The following is a 20,798-nucleotide window of genomic DNA, read 5'->3' as shown; positions in this document are numbered from 1 at the left end:
TTTCCCAAACCACGCAGAATACCACTGCTATTCAGGGTACTAGTGCAGAGAATCTTGCGGCAGAATCCCCAACTTTGGACAAAGCCACACTCGATAATGTGATTCAATATGCACTAAAACATCAACCCTTAATCCAACAATCGGTTATAGACCAGCGCGTTGTTGAAAATACCATCAAGAGTAAACTCGCAGATTGGTATCCTCAGATTAATTTTAACTACAATTTACAACACAACTTTATTGTTCAAACAAATATTATTGGAGGAAATCCTGTAAAACTAGGCGTAGATAATACCTCAGCAGCCCAGTTTAGTTTGACACAAAGTATTTTTAATCGTGATTTATTATTGGCAAATCGCTCCCAAAACGATGTTCGTCAACAAGCTTCACAAAGTGTTACCAACAATAAAATTACTGTTGCAGCCAATGTAGCAAAAGCATTTTATGCAGTTCTTTCGACCAAACAACAAATTAGTGTTGCAGAAGGCGACATTATTCGTTTGAAAAAGAGCTTGAAAGATGCCAAAAGTAACTACGATGCAGGTACAGCCGACAAAATCGACTACAAACGTGTTACCATTACCTTGAATAACACCATGGCGACAAAGGCAAGCAACGAAGAATTGTTGAAAGCCAGATTACAAGCACTCAAATCTTTGATGGGTTATCCAGTCGATAAGCCTTTGGAAATTGCCTACGAACCCACTCAGATGGAGAATGAAATTGCCCTAGATACTGCGCAAAAAGTAGAGGTACAAAATAGAATTGAGTATCAGCAATTACAAACCCTGAAACGCTTGAGAGAAGCAGATTTGAATTACAGCAAATGGGCATATCTCCCAAGTGTATCTTTGAATGGCGCCTATAATCTCAACTTTTTGAACAACAATTTAGGAGATTTATATAATAGAAATTATCCCAACTCCTTCGCTAACTTGACCTTAGCTTTGCCTATTTTTCAAGGTGGAAAACGTAAGATTAATACCAATACTGCTGAGTGGCAAATCAAGCGTTTGAATTTGGATATCGTAAATCTGAAGAATACAGTCAACAACGAATACCAACAGGCATTGGCCACCTATAAAAGCAATTTAGGCGTTTTTCTTTCTCAAAAAGAAAATATGGAGCTAGCCAAAGAGGTGTATGATTTGGTGCAAATGCAGTACCGTTCGGGTATCAAAACGTATTTGGAGGTAATTACTGCTGAAACAGATTTACGCTCAGCTCGAATCAATTACTACAATACTTTGTATTTGGTTCTTTCGAGCAAAATAGATGTGCAAAAAGCACTTGGTCAACTAAATTACTAGTATTAAAAATATTCGCATCGGACTTGTCCGATTATCTAATAAACATTGAATCCTATGTTAATGCATAAAACAAACACTTTTGCCGCGATGATGGGTATTATTTTACTCAGTGCTTGTGGCGGAAAAAAAACTGATTCAGCTGCACTAACTCCCCCACCAGTTTCGGTGAGCATCGAGCCAGTTGAAACGACTGACGCAGCGTTTTTTGATGAATATCCTGCCACAGTAAATGCGCTAGATATGGTAGAACTTCGTCCTCAAGTAAGTGGCTATGTTTCTGGAGTTCATTTTGCTGATGGTGCTCGTGTTAGAAAAGGCCAGTTGTTGTATACTATTGATACTCAATTGTATGAAGCAAACTACGACCAAGCAGTTGCCAATCTGAAAGTACAGGAAGCTAATTTAGGAAAAGCTCAAAAAGACGCTAATCGTTATCATGAGTTAGCCAAAAACGATGCCGTAGCCAAACAACTAGTCGACAATGCTGATGCCGCTTTGGAAGCAGCACAAAGACAAGTGGACGCATCCAAAGCAAATATTCGTAGTGTTCAAACGAATGTGAGATATACCAAAATTTTTGCGCCATTCGATGGAACCATTGGTATTTCTTTAGTGAAAAAAGGTACAGCAGTAACAGCAGGTCAGACGATTATGAATACCGTTTCGACTGACCGCCAGTTGGCAGTTGATTTTAATGTAGACCAAAAAGAGATTTTTAAATTCTCAAAAATGCTTCAACAAAAAACTTCTGCTTCTGACTCAACTTTTACTTTAGCATTTAATGGCGAAAAATACCCATACAATGGTAAAATCGCGCTTTTAGACCGTGCAGTTGATGCTCAAACTGGAACGATTAAAACTCGTTTGATTTTTCCAAATCCACAAAATATCCTTCGTGCAGGCATGACAGGAACCGTACGAGTTTTGACTAAAAGTAATGCTGCAGTTGTGATTCCTTACAAAGCTATATCAGAGCAATTAGGCGAATTCTTTGTTTATGTTCCTGGTGATAGCAGTAAAGCAACACAACGCCGTGTAGAACTTGGAACAACAATTGGCAAAAAAGTTATTGTGAAAAAAGGTTTGTCTTCTGGCGAAAAAATTATCGTGGAAGGTATTCAAAACCTCAGAGAAGGTTCTGTATTCACTACAGAAGCACCTGCTCCTGCCGCTCCTGCTAAAAAATAATTTTTGAGCAGAATCTAAATCGATGAGATTGATATTACATCACTCATCCCAAATTATTCATAGATATTTTTTAAGTATCTCTGCTATTGGTGTTTTTGAATAAAAATATTTTGTACTGGTAATAAAATTAAGCCATCCATTACCCGCACAATAGCCTTTTTATTTATCTAAGTAATCGTGTAAAATTAAGCTGAGGAAATTAATGAGATAAAATATTAGTAATCATACAATTACACTCATTATTCAGCACTTTTACTTGAAAACACACATAGCTATTCAACAAATCTGTTACTTATGATAGCTGATGTTTTTATAAAACGCCCCATAACTGCCATCGTTACATCCATTGTGATTGTAATTGTGGGAGCTATTGCTATGGCGACACTGCCTGTTTCCCAATATCCTGATATTACCCCTCCTACCGTTACTGTATCGGGTATATTCACAGGGGCAGATGCTCAAACGGTAGAACAAACCACCACTACTCCTATCGAAACCCAAATTAACGGTACGCCTGGCATGAGTTATATGTCATCAAATAGTACTAGTAGCGGTCAGAGTAGTATCAACGTAACTTTCGATATTGGTACCGACGTTAACATTGCTGCGCTAGACGTACAAAACCGTGTATCGGTAGCACAGCCAACACTTCCTGATGCGGTAAAACGTTTGGGTTTGACGGTTCGTAAACGTAACCCAAGTATCATGATGGCATTGGCATTGTACTCGCCAAATGGTACTCACGATGCGAAATTTATTGGTAACTACGCCAACATCTATTTGAAGGATGCCCTTCAACGTATCAAAGGTGTAGGGGATATTGTGTCTCGTGCTGATGACTTTGGGATGCGTATTTGGTTGGATCCTGAAAAATTGGCGGCTCTACGCATGACACCATCGGATGTTTCAGCAGCTTTGGCAGAACAAAACCTACAAGTTGCGGCTGGGGTAATTGGTGGTAACCCACAACCACAGAATCAAGCATTTGAATATAGTGTATTGACAAACAGCCGTTTAAATACCAAAGAGCAATTTGAAGATATTGTTGTAAGAAGCTCTCCAACAATCGGAAGTATCGTATATCTCAAAGATGTTGCTCGTGTTGAATTAGGTCGTTTTGACTACGGTGTAAATGCCTTTGTAGGAAAACGTCCAGCGGCGTTTGTGATTATTTATTTGGCACCAGGAGGAAATACCTTGGAAACATATGAAGGCGTAACGAAAGCTTTGGCAGAAATGAAAAAGACTTTCCCGAAAGACCTTGACTATGTAGTGCCACTAGAATCTGCTTCAGTCGTAAAAGTATCTATCGAAGAAGTAGTTCATACTTTGGTGGAAGCCTTGATTTTGGTAATTATCGTAGTTTTCTTATTCTTACAAAGTTGGAGAGCTACTTTGATTCCAATTTTGGCCATTCCCGTATCCTTGATTGGGACATTTATCTTTTTCATTCCGTTTGGATTTACCATCAATACCTTGACTTTGTTTGCCTTTGTATTGGCCATTGGTATCGTAGTGGATGACGCCATTGTGGTTGTTGAAGCCGTTCAGCATAATATGGACGAGCATGGTTTAACACCAAAAGAAGCGACACAAAAAGCCATGAAAGAAATTTCTGGCCCTGTAATTGCAATCGCCTTGATTTTGGCGGCGGTATTCGTACCCGTGAGTTTTGTACCGGGTATTGTAGGTCGTTTGTATCAGCAATTTGCCATTACTATTGCGGTTTCAGTGATTCTTTCGGCATTTGTAGCCTTGTCATTGACTCCAGCATTGTGTACCATTATGCTTAAACCAACTCCTAGTGATAGTGAGCGTACAGGTTTATTGGACAAATTTTTTAAATGGTTTAACAATCGTTTTGAAAAACTCTCATTTGCATACACTCGTGGCGTTGCCAAGTGGATTAAAGCTACGCCTTTGGTATTGGTAATGATGGTTTGTTTGTTTGTAGGTCTTTTCTTCTTATTCAAAAATAAACCAACAGGTTTTATTCCTACCGAAGATGAAGGTCGTATGTACGTGACTTACGAAATGCCTGAAGCTACTTCAACCGCTCGTAACGTAGAGATGTTCCAAAATATCATGAGTCGTTTGGAGCGTATCCCTGAAGTTCGTGTTGTGGGTGGTATTGCTGGTTTGAACGTAGTAAGTTTCTCAAACAAATCAAACGTTGGTACTTTCTTCGTAAACTTAAAACCTTGGTCGGACCGTAAAGGAAAAGAACATCATGTACAAAGTGTGATTGATAATATCAAGAAAATCACTTCTGACATCAAAGAAGCTCGTGTTTTACCAATTGCCCCTCCTGCTATCCCAGGTTTGGGTCAAACGGCTGGTTTTACTTTTGAATTACAACAAACTACAAGTCCTGACAATATTCAGCAGTTTGAAAAAGTAGCTCGTACTTTCTTGGCCGAACTTAACAAACGTCCAGAAATTGGTATGGCTTATACATTCTTTAGCGCCAGAACACCTGGTTATCAGATAGATGTAAACCGTGACCAAGCCAAAAAGCAAGGTGTCAATATCAACGATATATTTGGTACACTTTCTACGCTATTAGGTAGTTCGTATGTCAACGATTTTACCTTGTATGGTCGTAACTTCCGTGTAATGGTGCAAGCAGATAGTAGTTTCCGTTCTTCTTTGGACAAAATCCAACAGTATTATGTACGTAACTCTGCTGGTAACATGGTTCCTTTGAAGACGTTGGTAAACGCTAAAGTTATCGAAAATGCGGCATTGATTTCGCACTATAACGTGTATCGTGCTATCGAAATCAACGGGACACCAAAACCTGGTTTTAGTAGTGGACAAGCTATCAAAGCTTTGGAAGAAGTTGCAGCAAGAACATTACCTGTGGGATATTCATATGAATTCTCTGGTATGAGCCGCGAGGAAATCAAAGCGGGAGATAGTACAGTACTCATCTTTGCCATTTCGATTGTCTTTGTATTCTTGTTCTTGGCAGCCTTGTACGAAAGTTGGTCAATTCCATTCTCGGTACTTTTTGCTGTACCAGTTGGTGCATTTGGTTCAATTTTGACATTGACCCTTTTACCAAACCTTTCAAACAATATCTACGCACAAATTGGTTTGATTACCTTGATTGGTCTAGCGGCCAAAAACGCCATTTTGATTGTAGAATTTGCCAAAGAACGTGTAGACCACGGCATGGAACTTGTTTCTGCCACGCTAGAAGCTGTTCAACTACGTTTGCGTCCAATTATTATGACATCGCTAGCCTTTATCCTAGGGGTATTACCATTGGCATTTGCAAGTGGTGCCGCAGCAGAATCTCGTAAAACCATTGGTTGGACCGTATTTGGAGGTATGTTATCAGCTACTTCATTAGCAATCTTCATTGTGCCTGTTTTATTCGTAGTTATCGAGAAAATCGCTAACCGCAAAAAACACACAAAAGCGTAATTTTTCAATTTGGAGATTTGGTAATTTGAAGATTTGAAAATGTAGAATCTTCCGATATTTTAGGCTAATAAAAAGGAATCCTGCATGCGGGATTCCTTTTTTATTTAAACTTAAGGCTTATCAGAAATCTACTATTTTCTAACTAACTTGCTGTTTATCTCTTTTAAAAAATCTTCAAATCTTCAAATCTTCAACGAAGACTTTCTCACAACCAATTTTCCTTGAACAATAATATCTTCTGGTACGAAATTATCACCATCGATAATATTATTGATGAGGGTATTAGCCGCTATTTCGCCCACTTGTAAAGGAAATTGATGAAAAACAGTTAAAGCTGGCTCTATTAATTCAGCAATTTGATCATCACCAAAACCTGCTACAGCAATTTGAGCTGGAATTTTGATTCCTCTCTTTTTCAACTCTACCATAAGCTCGATCGCATTGCCATGATGAACCGCAAAAATGGCATCTGGTGGCGATTCCAGAGATAACCATTGATTTAGCGCATCAACAGCTTCGTTTTTTCTAAAACCTATATGATAAACCAAATCAGAGTCAAAAGTTAGCCCATATTCTCGCAAAGCAGATTTATAACCTTCAAATCTCTCCTGACTAATCAATAGCTCTTTCGGACCAGCACAAATAGCAATTCGCTTACAACCTTGCTTTATGAGGTGTTCTACCAATAAAAACGAACCCCGAAAATTATCGAGAATCACCTTTGCTGTTGGCAATTCATAAGCAACCCTATCAAAATGAACTATCGGAATACCCCGATTTAGATGTAGTTTGATATGCTCAAAAGAAGTTGTTTCGACAGAATGACTAATCAGCAGACCATCCACCTGACTACTCATTAACGCCTGAACATTGAGCGTTTCGGTAGAATGAGATTCGTTTGACTGGCAAATCATCACCCGATAACCCGCATTACTTGCCACTTGTTGAATACCAGCTAATACTCCAGCAAAAAATGGTCTTTGAATATCTGGAATCACCACACCAATGGTATTTGTGGCTCCTCTGTTAAGACTTTGAGCTAACAAATTAGGGCGATAATCAAGTTCTTGAGCCACTCTTAGTATTTCCTGACGGGTATTTTCATTTATCTCCTTGCTATTATTCAGTGCTCTCGAAACAGTTGACGGTGCCACGCCCAAGGCCTTTGCAATATCGACGATGGTCGTTTGGTGGTTTTTCTTAGCTGGCGTAACTGGTGTAGTTTGTACAGTGAAATAACTTTCGCAAGATTTACAAAGAAATCGCTGCTTGCCTCTTACAAAGCCTGCCTTTACCAAATTTTGTGTTTCTTGACAATTAGTACATTGTATCATATAATGTATGCTTGATTATGTCTGAGCATTTAAGCGAGTTGTGAATAATGGTCTGAATCATTTTTTTATCACTTGATATGTTCACTCCTAATCTTAAATCTCATTTTTGTATTTTTTTATATGTCGTTCCTATCTACTTTAATTTCAAATCTACACATTGATTCCTAAGGATAAAAGTAGAACTTTTTATTGAAAATACCGACATATATCGGATTCGTTTTCGAAAACGTTTGCGGTATTTTTATAAAAATATATCAAGAAAAACTTTGTTTAATATAAAAATATAGCCTTACATTTAGTTCAAATCTCCCCAAATTAATATCAAGTATCGGAAATGATTTCCGAAATTCTTGAACTTTTTTAAGAAGCATATTTTCCAAAAACTACTCAGTATGATACATACTATGCGTTGGTTTGGCCCTAAAGACCCTGTCTCGCTCATGGATATTCGCCAGGCAGGGTGTACGGGGGTTGTTTCCGCTCTCCATCAAATTCCTGTCGGCGAAATATGGTCTAAGGAGGCCATTCAAGAAAGAATTCAAATCATTGAAGCAGATAATCAACAGTATTCAACACTAAAGTGGCTCGTTGTAGAAAGTCTCCCCGTGCATGAGGATATCAAAAAAGGACTTCCTTCTCGTGACTTATATATTGAGAACTATAAAACCTCAATGCGCAACTTGGCAGACTGTGGGGTAAATATTGTGTGTTACAATTTTATGCCTGTGTTGGATTGGTCACGCACCAAGCTCAATTACACCATGCCCGATGGTTCGCAAGCACTACGCTTTGTTTGGCAAGATTTTGCTTTGTTCGATTTGTACATTCTTCAACGTCCCAAAGCCAAAAATGACTATACACAGGAAGTTCAGGAGGCCGCAAAAGCTAAATTCGAACAAATGACAGCGGATGAACTCAAAGAACTAACCAACACGGTTTTGTTGGGTTTACCCGGTTCTGAAGAAGCATTTAGTCTCACTACTTTTCAAGGATTGTTGGATAATTATTCACACATCGGCGATGCCGAACTGCGTGCTAATCTGTATTATTTTATTCAGCAAATTGCACCATTAGCCCAAGAACTAGGTCTCAATCTATGTATTCACCCCGATGATCCTCCTAAATCCTTGTTGGGTTTACCACGTGTTGTGAGTACCGAATCAGATTTGGTGCAATTGATGCAAGCTTGTGACGTCACTGCCAACGGAATTGCCTTTTGTACTGGTTCTCTGGGAGTTAGAGAAGATAATGACTTAGCAGGAATGATAACTCGTTGGGGACATCGTATTCATTTTCTGCATTTACGCACGACCAAAAGAGAAGAAAATCCATTGAATTTTCATGAAGCAGCTCATCTCACTGGCGATGTAGATATGTATGAGGTCGTAAAAGCAGTTGTTTTGGAAGAAAACAAAAAGGGGGCCGAACGACAAATTCCAATGCGCCCCGATCATGGTCATTTGATGCTTGATGATTTGACAAATGGTAAAAAAACCTACCCTGGCTATTCTGCCATTGGTCGATTAAAAGGGCTCGCTGAACTTAGAGGACTGGAATTAGGAATCAAAAAGAGCCTGTTGAAGTAAAAGGCAACAGAAGGCACAAGGCAAAGATTGTTAACATAAAACATTGTAACACTCTTTGCCTTTTGCCTGTTGCCTGTTCCCTAAGACACATAATTTTGCCCACTAACTTACCACGTATGAGATATTTTCAAAAACTACTTTTCATCCTACTTTTGAGCATAACTCAATTGGCTCATGCCGATGATGGTTATCGACTTTGGTTGAAATTTGACCCTATTGCTAATGTTCAGCAAAGAAATAGTTATGCTCAAAAATGTCAGTTTATTTATTCTGATAATCAAGAAGTTATCATAAAAACAGCTCAAAAAGAACTGCAAGCTGGTTTGTCTGGATTATTAGGGAAAAAGATTTTGATTTTAACTAATCCAGCAGGAAAAAAGGGGGAATAATTCTTCAAATTATTCAAAATGAGCAAACGAATCAACTTGCGGAAGATGGTTTTATTATTCGTGAAGAAAATCAGAATATCGTTATCCGTTCTCATTCAGCCTCTGGCGTATTATATGGTTCTTTTGCTTTTTTAAGACAAATACAAAGTGGTAGCTCAATTGCTCAAATCAATATTACGGACTCACCAAAAATCAAATACCGCATGCTCAACCACTGGGATAACCCACTCGGTACTATCGAGCGTGGTTATGCGGGTTCTTCACTTTGGAAATGGTACGAATTGCCAGAAGTAATCGACCAACGATACATTGATTATGCGCGTGCAAATGCCTCAATCGGTATCAATGCGGTAGTTTTAAATAATGTCAATGCCAGCGCTAGATTTTTGACCAAAGAATATATCGTAAAAGTAAAAGCCTTAGCAGATGTTTTTCGTCCTTACGGAATCAAGGTATTTCTTTCCCTAAATTTTGCTGCGCCGAAACTCTTGGGTGGTGCCAAAAACTCAGACCCAATGGCTCCAGAAGTAAGAAATTGGTGGAAAAATGTTACCAAAGATATTTACAGTGCTATTCCAGATTTTGGAGGATATTTGGTAAAAGCCAATTCTGAAGGCGAACCAGGCCCTCAAGACTTCGGTAGAACCCATGCCGATGGCGCTAATATGCTTGCCGAAGCAATAGCTCCTTACAAAGGAATTGTCATTTGGCGTGCTTTTGTCTATGCTGCCGACCCTAAAGGCGACCGTTTCAAAGAGGCATACAAGGATTTTAAACCGCTAGATGGGACTTTTGCTTCAAACGTACTGGTTCAAGTAAAAAATGGACCAATTGATTTTCAATCACGTGAGCCGTTTCATCCGCTTTTTGGTGCTATGCCCAAAACGCCGCTGGCTATGGAATTCCAGCTTACACAAGAATATTTGGGTTTTAGTACTAACCTTGTGTACGAAGCGCCTCTTTTCAAAGAATGTCTCGAAAGTGATACTTATTCAAATGGGAAAGGCTCAACCGTCGCTAAAATAGTTGATGGAAGCGTTGATAATCATTCACTTACGGCTATGGCTGGCGTAGCCAATACGGGGTCAGACCGCAACTGGACTGGACATCTGATGTCTCAAGCCAACTGGTATGCCTTTGGTCGATTGGCATGGAATCATAGTTTAAGTTCAGAGCAAATAGCTTCGGAATGGATAAAAATGACTCTAACCCAAGAGCCTAAAGCCGTTACGACGATTCAAGATTTGATGATAAAATCTCGTGAAATTTATGTGGATTTTACCACTCCTCTCGGCTTGCATCATGTCATGGGACAAAATATTCACTTTGGTCCAGAACCTTGGCTCGAAAAAAGTGCCCGCCCCGACTGGACAGCCATTTATTACCATCGCGCCGATTCTGTTGGACTTGGTTTTGATAGAACCGCACAAGGAAGTAATGCCCTTGGTTTATATAGCAAGGAAGTTCAAGCTCTATGGGGAAATCCTGAGACTTGTCCTCTCCCCTATTTATTGTGGTTTCACCATGTTTCATGGAATAAAAAACTTAGTTCTGGCAAAACGCTTTGGAATGAGTTCGCTAGTCGCTATTATGAAGGTGTAAAATCAGTAGAATGGATGCAAAAACAATGGAATTCTGTTCAATCCTCTATTGACCCACAAATATTTGCCGATGTATCTGGTCGATTAGCCGCACAGCACCGTGAAGCGCTCAATTGGCGTGATGCCTGCGTATTGTACTTTCAACAATACTCAAAGCAGCCAATCCCAACTCAGTACCAAGTGCCAACCAGAACGCTTGACGAAATGAAGGAAATTGTACGAATTTATCAACTTAAGTAAGTTGGAATTCATTTACCCTTTGTGGAAATAGCTCCACAAAGGGTCATATTCTTACGGCATAGCATTCAATTAAAATATCGAGCTAATAATCTGTAAATCAATACTTTAAATCAAAATATTGGCTCGACACCAAAACTTAATTACCTTATGAATTTTAGACTTGATAACAAAATTGCCTTAATAACAGGCGGCGGAAGCGGTATTGGTTTTGCCATAGCTCAATGTATGATTAACTCTGGTGCGACGGTTGTGATTACAGGACGTCGTGAACATGCACTTCAAGAAGCCGTTCAACAACTAGGCGATAAAGCCAAATATGTAGTAAACGATGTGACTTTACTTGACCAGTTAGAAAACTTAGTTGAGCATATCGAAACACAAATCGGAGCCATTGATATTCTTGTTAATAATGCTGGTATCAATATGAAAAAACCTGCGTTAGAAGTAACAGACGAAGATTTCCAGAGAATTATTCATACGAATCTTAATGCAGTTTTTTCGCTAACACGTACCGTTGCTCAACGAATGGTGGGTCGTAAGTCGGGAAATATTATTATGATTTCGTCTATGGCTGCCTATTATGGTATCGACCGCGTACCTGCTTATTCTGCTTCAAAACATGGCGTTGAAGGATTAGTGAAATCCTTGGCGATGGATTTGTCGCCAAGCCGAGTTAGGGTCAATGCAGTTGCGCCAGGTTTTATCGAAACGGCTATGATGCAAACAGCCATGAGCAGTGACCCTGCGCGTATGAATAAAGCGCTTGATCGTACGCCTATGGGCTTTTTTGGCAAACCTGAAGATATTGGAATGGCTGTGGTGTTTTTAGCTTCAGATGCAGCAAAATATATTACAGGTGCCTCACTCCCAGTTGATGGAGGGAACTCTATTGGATTCTAAATAATTTTAACACTATTTTACATAAATTATTATTAAATAGCATTTTACAATAATTTCAAGTAAAATTACTTTGTATTATTAATATGAAAAAAAGAAACTTCAGTATATATGCCTCTGCTCTTTTTCTGCTTTCGCAAATCTCTATTGCTCAACAGAAAAAACAGCCAATTTCACAACCACTCGTAAAGCATATCTATACGGCAGATCCCTCGGCTCATGTTTTTGAAGGTAAAATTTATATCTATCCTTCACACGATATTGAAACGAATGTTAGTAGAGATGCCGATGGTGCGAAGTTTGATATGAAAGATTTTCATATCCTCTCAATGGACAAAATCGGTGGAAAAGTTATCGACCATGGTGTTGCGCTCGATTTAAAAGATGTACCTTGGGCAAGTAAGCAACTTTGGGCACCAGATGCAGCCTACAAAAATGGCACTTACTATCTATTTTTCCCAGCCAAAGACCAAGAAGGAATTTTTAGAATAGGTGTTGCCACCAGTAAAAAGCCTTCTGGTCCGTTTAGAGCAGAGAAAAAACCCATCGAAGGCAGTTTTAGCATAGACCCTGCTGTTTTTAAAGATTCAGATGGAAGTTATTATATGTATTTTGGCGGTATCTGGGGCGGACAATTGCAACGTTGGAAAACAGGTAAATACGAGGAGAATGGAGCGCTTCAGAAATCTAATGAAAAGGCTTTATTACCTAAAATCGCCAAACTATCCTCTGATTTAAAAAGCTTTTCAGAAAGTCCAAAGGATATTCAAATCTTGGACGAACAAGGGAACTTACTATTGGAAGGAAATAATGACAAGCGATTTTTTGAGGCAGCTTGGATGCACAAATACCGTGGAAAATACTATTTCTCCTACTCTACTGGTGATACTCATTTTATCAGTTATGCTACAGGAGATTCTCCTTATGGACCATTTACTTACAAAGGAGTTGTGTTAAATCCCGTTGAAGGCTGGACAAATCACCATTCAATAGTTGAAGTTAAAGGCAAATGGTATTTATTCTATCATGATGTGCAAATTTCAGGACAAACACATTTGAGAAATGTAAAAGTCACTGAATTACACCATAATCCAGATGGTACAATTCAGACTATTTCGGCATATAAATAATTACATACTCCGTTTACAGTTTAAAGGGCAAAGTATCAGAGTGATACTTTGCCCTTTATTTTTCCCATTATCAATGAGCAAAAGCTCATTGTGATACTTTGATCACTAGTTCGAGACTGTGTCTCGGACAAGCTATTGCTTCAGTTTATAAAACTGTATAAAATTACTAGTCCAAGACTAAGTCTTGAACTAGTAAGATTTTTCTTCTAGGCAAAAGATCATTATGACACTTTGCTACCTAGTTCGAGACTTTGTCTCAGACTAGCTATTGCTTCAGTTTTTAAACTGTTTAAAATTGAGAGTCCAAGACGAAGTCTTGAACTAGTCTGAAGATTTCTTAATACTAGGCAAAAGCTCATTGTGATACTTTGCCCTTTATCTAAGGATAGAATGTCTTATTATGATTCATACTTTTGTGCATCCAATTAAAATACTATTTAACTTATGAAATTAACCTTTACTTATCTTTTTGCTTTCATTGCTATGCTTGCAAGTATTCCGCTCTATTCACAGAATAAGGCCACCATCAGCGGGAAAGTGATTGACGCCAAGACTTCTGAAGTCATGTCCTACGCCAGCATCCGTGTACTCGATGCTAAAACCGAAAAATTAATTACAGGTGGAATCACTACCGAAAAGGGCATTTTTTCACTCCAAGTTCCTTTGGGAGTTTATAGATTGGCTGTCGAATTTATGGGTTATAAAATCTGGAAATCTGATATTTTAACACTCAATAAATCGAATTCCGCTATTGACCTTGGTAATATTTCTCTCGAATCACAAAGCCAGCAACTTACAGAGGTTGAAGTTAGGTCTGAAAAAAGTACTATGGAAATGGCCTTGGATAAAAAGGTATTCAACGTAGGCAAGGATTTGGCGAATGCAGGCGGTACAGCCAGTGATATACTGACGAATATTCCTTCGGTATCTGTTGAACCCGACGGTGGTATCAAACTAAGAGGAAGCGATAATGTCCGCATCTTAATCGATGGTAAACCATCTGGGCTAGTCAGCTTTAAAGGTGGTGCAGGACTACAATCACTACAGGCAAGCATGATTGAGCGAGTAGAAGTAATCACGAACCCTTCGGCTAGATACGAGGCAGAAGGTATGGCTGGCATTATTAATATCGTTCTGAAAAAAGACAAAAAACAAGGTTTCAATGGTTCCTTTGATGTGATTACGGGCTATCCTGTCAATGAAGGTTTGGGAATTAACATGAATTACCGTCACCAAAAACTAAACTTTTTTCTGAATTATGGTATCGCTTATCGTATTACACCCAATATTGCTCATAATTTTCAACGTGTTTTTGACGGAGATACTACCCTGCTTTCAGACCAAAATCGTAATGGAAATTTGAAGGGTTTTAATAACAACATTCAAGGTGGCTTGGATTATTTCTTTTCGGAAAAAAGCTATTTGACTGCCTCCTATCTATTTCGTCGCTCGGATGCTCGTCGAATCACAGATTTGGTCTATAAAGATTATGTAAACTCCTTAAACAATCTTGTTAGAACGACCTATCGCCAACAAGACGAAAAAGAAACCGAACCAAACTCTGAATATGCTTTAACATATCGTCGAGATTTTGACAAAAAAAATCATAATTTTTCTGCCGAAGTACGCTATATCGATAACTGGGAACGCTCTGACCAATTATTTACACAAAATGCATTTAAACCCAATGGCTCGGTTGATCAAGCCCAAACTTTATTACAAAACTCCTTGAATGACGAATACGAAAAGCAGTGGTTATTTCAGACAGATTATTCAAAACCAATCCGCAAAGAAGGAAAAGTAGAAGTAGGAGCAAGAGCCAATTTTAGAGATATGGTCAACGACTATGTGGTAAATCAGCAAAATGAAAATGGCGTCTTTGTCCCATTGCCTGGATTAAAAAACTATTTTATTTATACCGAAAATATCAACGCTGTGTACGGAATCGTAGGTGACAAATACAAAAAATTATCCTATCAGATTGGCTTGAGAGCTGAATGGACTAATGTAAAAACCACCTTGCGAGAGACCAATGAGGTAAACCCTAGAAATTACTCAAATCTATTTCCTAGCGCCCATATTGCTTGGGAAATGCCCAACGAAAACTCTCTACAACTTAGCTTTAGTCGTCGTGTAAGAAGACCATTTTATAATGATTTAAGTCCTTTTGCAACCTTCTCAGATAGTCGTAACTTTTTTGGGGGTAATCCAAATCTTAATCCAGAGTTTACAAACGCATTTGAAATTGGTCATATTAAATATTTTAAATTTGGGTCGTTAAGTTCATCTATATTCTATCGAGATACCAAAGACAAAATTCAAACGATTAGAAGCGTCAATGACTTAGGTTTCGCCACTACAAGACCCGAAAACCTCACTGGTGAAAAATCATTTGGTTTGGATATTGCTTCGCAGGTCAATTTTTACCAATGGTGGAAAAGTGATTTTAGTTTCAGTATCTTCAACGCCGATATCGATGGCAGTAATATCGATGAGAACTATAAACGAAATACGCAAAGCTGGTTTGCAAGACATACCTCAAAATTTAGTTTGCCCAACCGCCTAGATATTCAGGTAAGAGCCAATTATGAAGCACCGCAAAAGACGGTACAAGGCCGACGACTCTCCATGTATTATATCGACTTTTCGATAAGCAAGGAGGTTTTTCAAGGAAAAGGAACACTTAATTTGAATATCATGGACATATTCAATACGCGAGTTTCTCGTTTTGTGACAGAAGGAGTCAATTTTATTACCGATGGTAGTTCGCAATTTAGAAGAAGACAAATTAATCTTACACTCAATTACAGAATTAAAAATGCTAAAAAAGTAAAGAGTATCATCAGTGATGAAACCAATTAGGCAAAAGCTCATTGTGATACTTTGCCCTCAACACTCAATTTTTATATCAACTAAAACAAATCTCAGCTTATGAAAAAAATCCTAGGACTTATCGCAGGCTTGCTTTTGATGCAAGAAGCGTCCTCTCAAACACTCAATGTTGCCACTTATAATTTAAGACTTAACACGTCTGGTGATGGTATCAATGCTTGGCCAAATCGCAAGGAGGAAGTAAAAAAACTAATTCGTTATCATGAATTTGATATTTTCGGAACGCAAGAAGGATTTGCTGGCCAATTAAAAGATTTGGTCGAAATGCCAGAATATACCTACACTGGCGTAGGTCGTGACGATGGTAAAGAGGCAGGAGAACACTCTGCGATTGTTTACCGCAAAGACAAATTCAAGTTGTTAGAACATGGCGATTTTTGGTTGAGCCAAACGCCAGATAAACCCTCAAAAGGATGGGATGCTACCTGTTGTAACCGTATTTGCTCTTGGGGTAGGTTTAAAGAGATAAAATCAGGAAAAACGTTCTACTTCTTTAGTGTTCACTTCGATCACCAAGGTGTTGAGGCTCGTCGTCAATCTGGTTTCTTGATGGTTCAAAAGATTAAAGAAATCGCCAAAAATACGCCAGCAATTTGTGTGGGAGACTTCAATTCTACTCCAGACACGGAGCAAATCAAGATCATGCAAGCGTCATTGGGCGATTCGTATTTGGTGACAAAAATGCCTCCTTATGGTCCAGTTGGCACCTTTAATGGCTTCAAACATGATGCTCCACTCAAGGATAGAATCGATTATATTTTTGTCGACAAGCATTTTGAGGTATTAAAATATGCCGTTTTAACGGATGCTTATGACAACAAATATCCCTCAGATCATCAACCTGTCGTGATAAAAACTGTCTTCAAATAATATCCAAAACCCGTCAAAAATAGCCCTTTGATGGGCTATTTTTTTTCCAATATTTGCCCCAAAATCTTAACTAATTTATTCATTTTGCTCAGTAAAAATCAATGCGATTTAAAAAACAACACACTTCAAAAGTTATATTATAAAGGCCTCTAAATATAACTTTTGAAGTGTGAAAGAGGGGCAAAGTATCACTGTGACACTTTGCTTTTCTGGCAAATTTTCATAAAAACGCACTTTTTATGAAATACTCCATTTCCCTACTTTTTAAAACTTTCAAAATAAAATATCAATAATTATACTTCATCTTGCCAAGTTTTATTACACACTTCAAAGCATAATTGTTTGAGAACCTATTTGTTAAAAGTAATCCCTCTAAGACTCAGCGTTCAACAGCCACGTGCCGTATCCTAAAACTCACAGATGAATTCTCTATTGTCTCATAGACTTTCGAATCTTAAACAAACTGTCATTCAAACCAAGTAGAAGGTTACACATTTGTACATCTAAGCAACTCAACGTTGAGGCTTTCGCTACGACTCATCTTTTCAATTTTGCCAAGACCCCACTTAGAAGCAAAGTATCACTGTGACACTTTGCTCAAATATCATGCACATTGAAATTAAGAATATTGAAATTCTCAAAATAATGGTTGAACGCTCTTTCTAGCATTTTTACTCAAGTCAAAAAAGCTCGGCTTCCAAAAACCACGTTTTTTAGCGACATTTTAAGTTTAAGTGAGGTATTTACCCACAGAAGTAATAAAAGTGTCTTAAATCGAAGATTTCGAGGCAAAAAAGCGCCAATTATATCATGACTCTACAGATGACATGATATAATGTACTTTTAACCATAACTTTTAGAGTGTTGACGGAAAAGAAACTATTTCGCCAAAATCTCCTAAATATAACTTTTAAAGTGTCGGCGTAAGATTCCTAATTTCATACAAAGTAAAAGTTTTACAAAAAAAGTGGATTCTGACTTTAAAAGTTTCCTCTATTTTTATCCAATTTTTTTCTTCAAAAAACAATCAAAAAAATCTCACTTTTTACATTTGAGAGTATTTCTTTTTTATTTCCTTAAGTATTTCCTAATATTTCCTCTTTCGCAACTATTTGATTTTCAATGCTTTATATAGTGTTAATATAACTTTTAGAGTGCTTAATATAACTTTTGAAGTGTCAAGTATAACTTTTAGAGTGTGTTAATATAACTTTTAGAGTGTGTTAATATAACTTTTGAAGTGTCAAGTATAACTTTTAGAGTGCCTTTTTTGATATCGGAAAAATACAATTTTTATAGATATTAATAAACTTCAATATTGATACAATTTTGAATCTATTTTGCTTGTAATAATAAAATATTCTTGTAATTTTGATACAAATTTGAATCACTATTAGGGATATATATAAATTTGAAAAGATGATGATGAGAGATTAACTATGAAGCAAGGTATTAAAAAGAGAACTACCCAAGAAAACAAAGAAATAGAAGCATTGGAGCGAATCTCCAGTAGTTCTTATATGGTAGTGTTGGGAAATCCATTGCTCAATGCAAGATTTGACCTAACAGCCTTTCAAATGAAGATTTTTCACTTTTTGGTTTTAAATACAGACCAGACTTCTTCTGGTTTTAAGGTGACCAAAGTGAAGGTTTCGGAAGTTTCTCAGTTTCTAAAAACAAAAACTAGTGATTATCTCTACAACCTGTTGGAAAAGGAGTCACGGAAGTTGATGAAGAAAGAAATCTTCTTGGAAGATGAGCGGGGTTGGAAAGTGGCCAACATTTTAGCACAAATCGAATACCATAAAAAAGAAGGCGCATTTAGTTTTTTGTTTCCGCCTATGTTGGATGCCTATTTGTTGCAACTCAAAAAGAATTTTACCTATATCGATGTGCGCAACATCGTGTCGATGGATAGCGTGTATGCCATTCGGTTTTATGGTTTTTGTAAAGAATTTGAGCGTTTCGGTAAGTTCCAATTTACTGTAGAAGAAATGCGTCGGATGTTTAATCTCGAAAACAAATATGAGCTGTACGGTTTGTTCAAACAAAAAGTGGTTGTCAAAGCGCAAGACGAGCTAATTAAAAACTCTGATTTGATTTTTGATTTTAATGAAATCAAGGAAGGCAAAAAAGTAGTAGCTCTGCAGTTTGTGATTCGTAAAAATCCTCATAAAACACAAGCTCAACTAGAAATAGAAACTACCCCAACAAGTCAAGAAGCTGAGGATTCGCATTTTGAAGTGCTGGAGTCGAATACCCAGCCCAATTTTGAGTCGAGTACGTTACTGAGACTTTCTGGTATTGTGCAAGTTTGGGGAATAGATTCCTCAACCATTCAAAATTGGCTGGAGCTATATCCAGTCGAGCAGGTGATTTTGGGGGTGGAATATGTACAAGCAGAATTGGAAAAAGAACCCAAGAAAATCAAGAATATTCCTGCGTACCTTAAAACCATCGTTAGTTCATCGCAATTGGTAGAGCGCCAAAAGGCTGTGGAAGAGGAGAAGCGAGTATTGAAAGCCGTGTTGAAAAAGTCAGAAAATGAAAAACTTCAACTTGAGCAATTAAAGCAGCAACAGGATGATTTTTTACATGAAGTATACAAGCAAAAGAAAAAATTGGTGCTAGAAGTACTCCAACAAAATCAACAGTTGTATCAAAGAGTGTTGAATTCGCTTAATACTTCAGCTTTTTCAGCCATTTACTATGATAGCTATGTGTCCAAAGTAGGTACGGAAATTAGCCTGGAAAGCTTTTTAGCCTATTTTAACGAAAATACAGGCTTTGAAGCGATAGTCATCACAACGCTCGAACATTACCAAGATTTGAATTTATTTGAGGGTTTGATCAAGCATTACGGCGCCCAAGCCAAAGCATTAGGCTTAAATTATTTCTAAAAAATCAACACATTATTTGAATTGAATTTCAAGTTTACGAAACAATATTTATGAGAAGCAACCTGACTTTAGAGAAAATAGTCTCTTTTTTTCGTCACAATCCATCCCTTAGTGTCAATGGAGTTAATGACGAAGCAGGATTACCCAAACGCAAATTAGATTTAGTGTTCAATTCAAATGGTTCTCGAAAACTAAGCGAGGACGATTTGGCAAAATTAGAGCCTATTTTGCGCAAATATGGCTACAACGAATACCTCTATCAAAGTGCTCGTGTGATTTCGATTGTAAACCATAAAGGTGGTGTCGGAAAAACTACTACGACAGCATGTTTGGGCGAAACATTGGTCAGAAAAGGCTTTAAGGTATTATTAATTGATTTTGACCCACAAGGAAACTTATCTCAAATTTTGGGTATAGAAAATCCGGAATTGCAAATTGCAGATTGCCTATTTACCGATATTCAGTTACCTACCGTACAAATTTTGGAAAACCTTTGGTTGGCTCCATCCGATATTACGTTAGCAGAAATCGAGGTTGATTTATTGTCTAAAGTAGGAGGTGATGTTCGATTAAAGCATAAGATTGAACCTCTTTTGGAGGAATACGACTATATCCTTATCGATTGTCCACCAAGTTTGAGTAAGTTGACGGTATCAGCGCTGAATGCATCCAATTCTACTCTGATTGCAATGCTTCCTGAATCGTCATCTTTGAAGGGATTAAACTCCTTGCTAAACCGTATCAGTGAAGTTAAAACACATACCAACCGTGATTTAACTTTGGATGGAATTGTGTTTACGATGGTTAAAAAGAACACGGTTCATGATGGCTTCAAAGAGGCATTGAGAGCAAACATGGGAAGTGATTTTAGGGTGTTTAATACCGAAATAAGACATTTAATCGATTTCCAAAAATCTCAAGCGTTACAAGCTACTTTAGGAACGTTAAATGCTTCGTCGGAAGCCTACAAGTGCTACAAAGATTTTTGTGATGAATATGTGGAATATTTGCAAGTGATTAATAACTAAA

The 20,798-nt window shown here is 37.8% G+C and carries 13 protein-coding genes; 12 read left to right on the top strand and 1 reads right to left on the bottom strand.

The genetic code is table 11. The annotated features are described in order from the left end of the window. The 3 genes from BWI92_RS13955 to BWI92_RS13945 form a co-directional block, all read left to right on the top strand. Window positions 1–1,310, top strand: a 1,310-nt coding sequence (locus BWI92_RS13955; protein WP_141234780.1) for a TolC family protein, incomplete at its 5' end; no start/stop codon positions are given. A 54-nt stretch (window positions 1,311–1,364) separates the two neighbouring features. Next, entirely contained in the window at window positions 1,365–2,498 is a 1,134-nt protein-coding gene (locus tag BWI92_RS13950; protein ID WP_229363100.1) for an efflux RND transporter periplasmic adaptor subunit, read from the top strand. A gap of 294 nt (window positions 2,499–2,792) precedes the next feature. Continuing rightward, window positions 2,793–5,930 carry an efflux RND transporter permease subunit gene (locus tag BWI92_RS13945; protein WP_095163869.1) on the top strand — a complete coding sequence of 1,046 codons (3,138 nt, stop codon included), beginning with the start codon at window positions 2,793–2,795 and terminating at the stop codon, window positions 5,928–5,930. 182 nt (window positions 5,931–6,112) lie between these two features. Here the strand turns inward: BWI92_RS13945 and BWI92_RS13940 are convergent, their stop codons facing one another. Beyond that, window positions 6,113–7,264, bottom strand: a complete 1,152-nt coding sequence (locus tag BWI92_RS13940; RefSeq protein WP_095163868.1) for a LacI family DNA-binding transcriptional regulator — start codon at window positions 7,262–7,264, stop codon at window positions 6,113–6,115. A gap of 392 nt (window positions 7,265–7,656) precedes the next feature. Here BWI92_RS13940 and uxuA point away from each other — a divergent pair, with 392 nt between their 5' ends. From uxuA to BWI92_RS13900, 9 genes are all read left to right on the top strand, one after another. Then, entirely contained in the window at window positions 7,657–8,850 is a 1,194-nt protein-coding gene (gene uxuA, locus BWI92_RS13935) for a mannonate dehydratase (RefSeq protein WP_229363097.1), read from the top strand. A gap of 116 nt (window positions 8,851–8,966) precedes the next feature. Further along, window positions 8,967–9,239: an alpha-glucuronidase family glycosyl hydrolase gene (locus tag BWI92_RS28680; protein WP_310588903.1), complete on the top strand. Its 273-nt coding sequence runs from the start codon at window positions 8,967–8,969 to the stop codon at window positions 9,237–9,239. After that, complete coding sequence (locus BWI92_RS13930; protein ID WP_310588904.1) at window positions 9,236–11,080, top strand: alpha-glucuronidase family glycosyl hydrolase; 1,845 nt, start codon at window positions 9,236–9,238, stop codon at window positions 11,078–11,080. The genes BWI92_RS28680 and BWI92_RS13930 overlap by 4 nt, the downstream gene beginning before the upstream one ends. Window positions 11,081–11,227: 147 nt before the next feature. Beyond that, on the top strand, window positions 11,228–11,980 hold the full coding sequence (locus BWI92_RS13925; RefSeq protein WP_095163866.1) for an SDR family NAD(P)-dependent oxidoreductase: 753 nt from the start codon (window positions 11,228–11,230) through the stop codon (window positions 11,978–11,980). Between the two features lie 83 nt (window positions 11,981–12,063). Next, on the top strand, window positions 12,064–13,107 hold the full coding sequence (locus BWI92_RS13920) for a glycoside hydrolase family 43 protein (RefSeq protein ID WP_095163865.1): 1,044 nt from the start codon (window positions 12,064–12,066) through the stop codon (window positions 13,105–13,107). Window positions 13,108–13,551: 444 nt separating this feature from the next. Beyond that, window positions 13,552–15,969: an outer membrane beta-barrel family protein gene (locus BWI92_RS13915; RefSeq protein WP_095163864.1), complete on the top strand. Its 2,418-nt coding sequence runs from the start codon at window positions 13,552–13,554 to the stop codon at window positions 15,967–15,969. A 69-nt stretch (window positions 15,970–16,038) separates the two neighbouring features. Then, window positions 16,039–16,869, top strand: a complete 831-nt coding sequence (locus BWI92_RS13910; RefSeq protein ID WP_095163863.1) for an endonuclease/exonuclease/phosphatase family protein — start codon at window positions 16,039–16,041, stop codon at window positions 16,867–16,869. Window positions 16,870–18,308: 1,439 nt separating this feature from the next. Further along, window positions 18,309–19,769 carry a replication initiation protein gene (locus BWI92_RS13905; RefSeq protein ID WP_095163862.1) on the top strand — a complete coding sequence of 487 codons (1,461 nt, stop codon included), beginning with the start codon at window positions 18,309–18,311 and terminating at the stop codon, window positions 19,767–19,769. Window positions 19,770–19,819: 50 nt separating this feature from the next. Next, window positions 19,820–20,797, top strand: a complete 978-nt coding sequence (locus BWI92_RS13900) for a ParA family protein (RefSeq protein WP_095163861.1) — start codon at window positions 19,820–19,822, stop codon at window positions 20,795–20,797. Window position 20,798 lies beyond the last annotated feature (1 nt).

Source organism: Flectobacillus sp. BAB-3569 (genome assembly GCF_002270355.1).
Taxonomy (GTDB): Bacteria; Bacteroidota; Bacteroidia; order Cytophagales; family Spirosomataceae; genus Flectobacillus; species Flectobacillus roseus.
The sequence above is the reverse complement of the archived record's forward strand: the minus strand, read 5'-3'. Positions and strand labels throughout refer to the sequence as shown.

What these genes read in the sequence shown, in the direction of transcription:
- uxuA (WP_229363097.1), top strand. Translation starts at nt 7,657, where the DNA reads ATGATACATACTATGCGTTGGTTTGGCCCTAAAGACCCTGTCTCGCTC.
- BWI92_RS13940 (WP_095163868.1), bottom strand. Translation starts at nt 7,264, where the DNA reads ATGATACAATGTACTAATTGTCAAGAAACACAAAATTTGGTAAAGGCA.
- BWI92_RS13900 (WP_095163861.1), top strand. Translation starts at nt 19,820, where the DNA reads ATGAGAAGCAACCTGACTTTAGAGAAAATAGTCTCTTTTTTTCGTCAC.
- BWI92_RS28680 (WP_310588903.1), top strand. Translation starts at nt 8,967, where the DNA reads ATGAGATATTTTCAAAAACTACTTTTCATCCTACTTTTGAGCATAACT.
- BWI92_RS13945 (WP_095163869.1), top strand. Translation starts at nt 2,793, where the DNA reads ATGATAGCTGATGTTTTTATAAAACGCCCCATAACTGCCATCGTTACA.
- BWI92_RS13910 (WP_095163863.1), top strand. Translation starts at nt 16,039, where the DNA reads ATGAAAAAAATCCTAGGACTTATCGCAGGCTTGCTTTTGATGCAAGAA.
- BWI92_RS13920 (WP_095163865.1), top strand. Translation starts at nt 12,064, where the DNA reads ATGAAAAAAAGAAACTTCAGTATATATGCCTCTGCTCTTTTTCTGCTT.
- BWI92_RS13905 (WP_095163862.1), top strand. Translation starts at nt 18,309, where the DNA reads ATGAAGCAAGGTATTAAAAAGAGAACTACCCAAGAAAACAAAGAAATA.
- BWI92_RS13950 (WP_229363100.1), top strand. Translation starts at nt 1,365, where the DNA reads ATGTTAATGCATAAAACAAACACTTTTGCCGCGATGATGGGTATTATT.
- BWI92_RS13915 (WP_095163864.1), top strand. Translation starts at nt 13,552, where the DNA reads ATGAAATTAACCTTTACTTATCTTTTTGCTTTCATTGCTATGCTTGCA.
- BWI92_RS13925 (WP_095163866.1), top strand. Translation starts at nt 11,228, where the DNA reads ATGAATTTTAGACTTGATAACAAAATTGCCTTAATAACAGGCGGCGGA.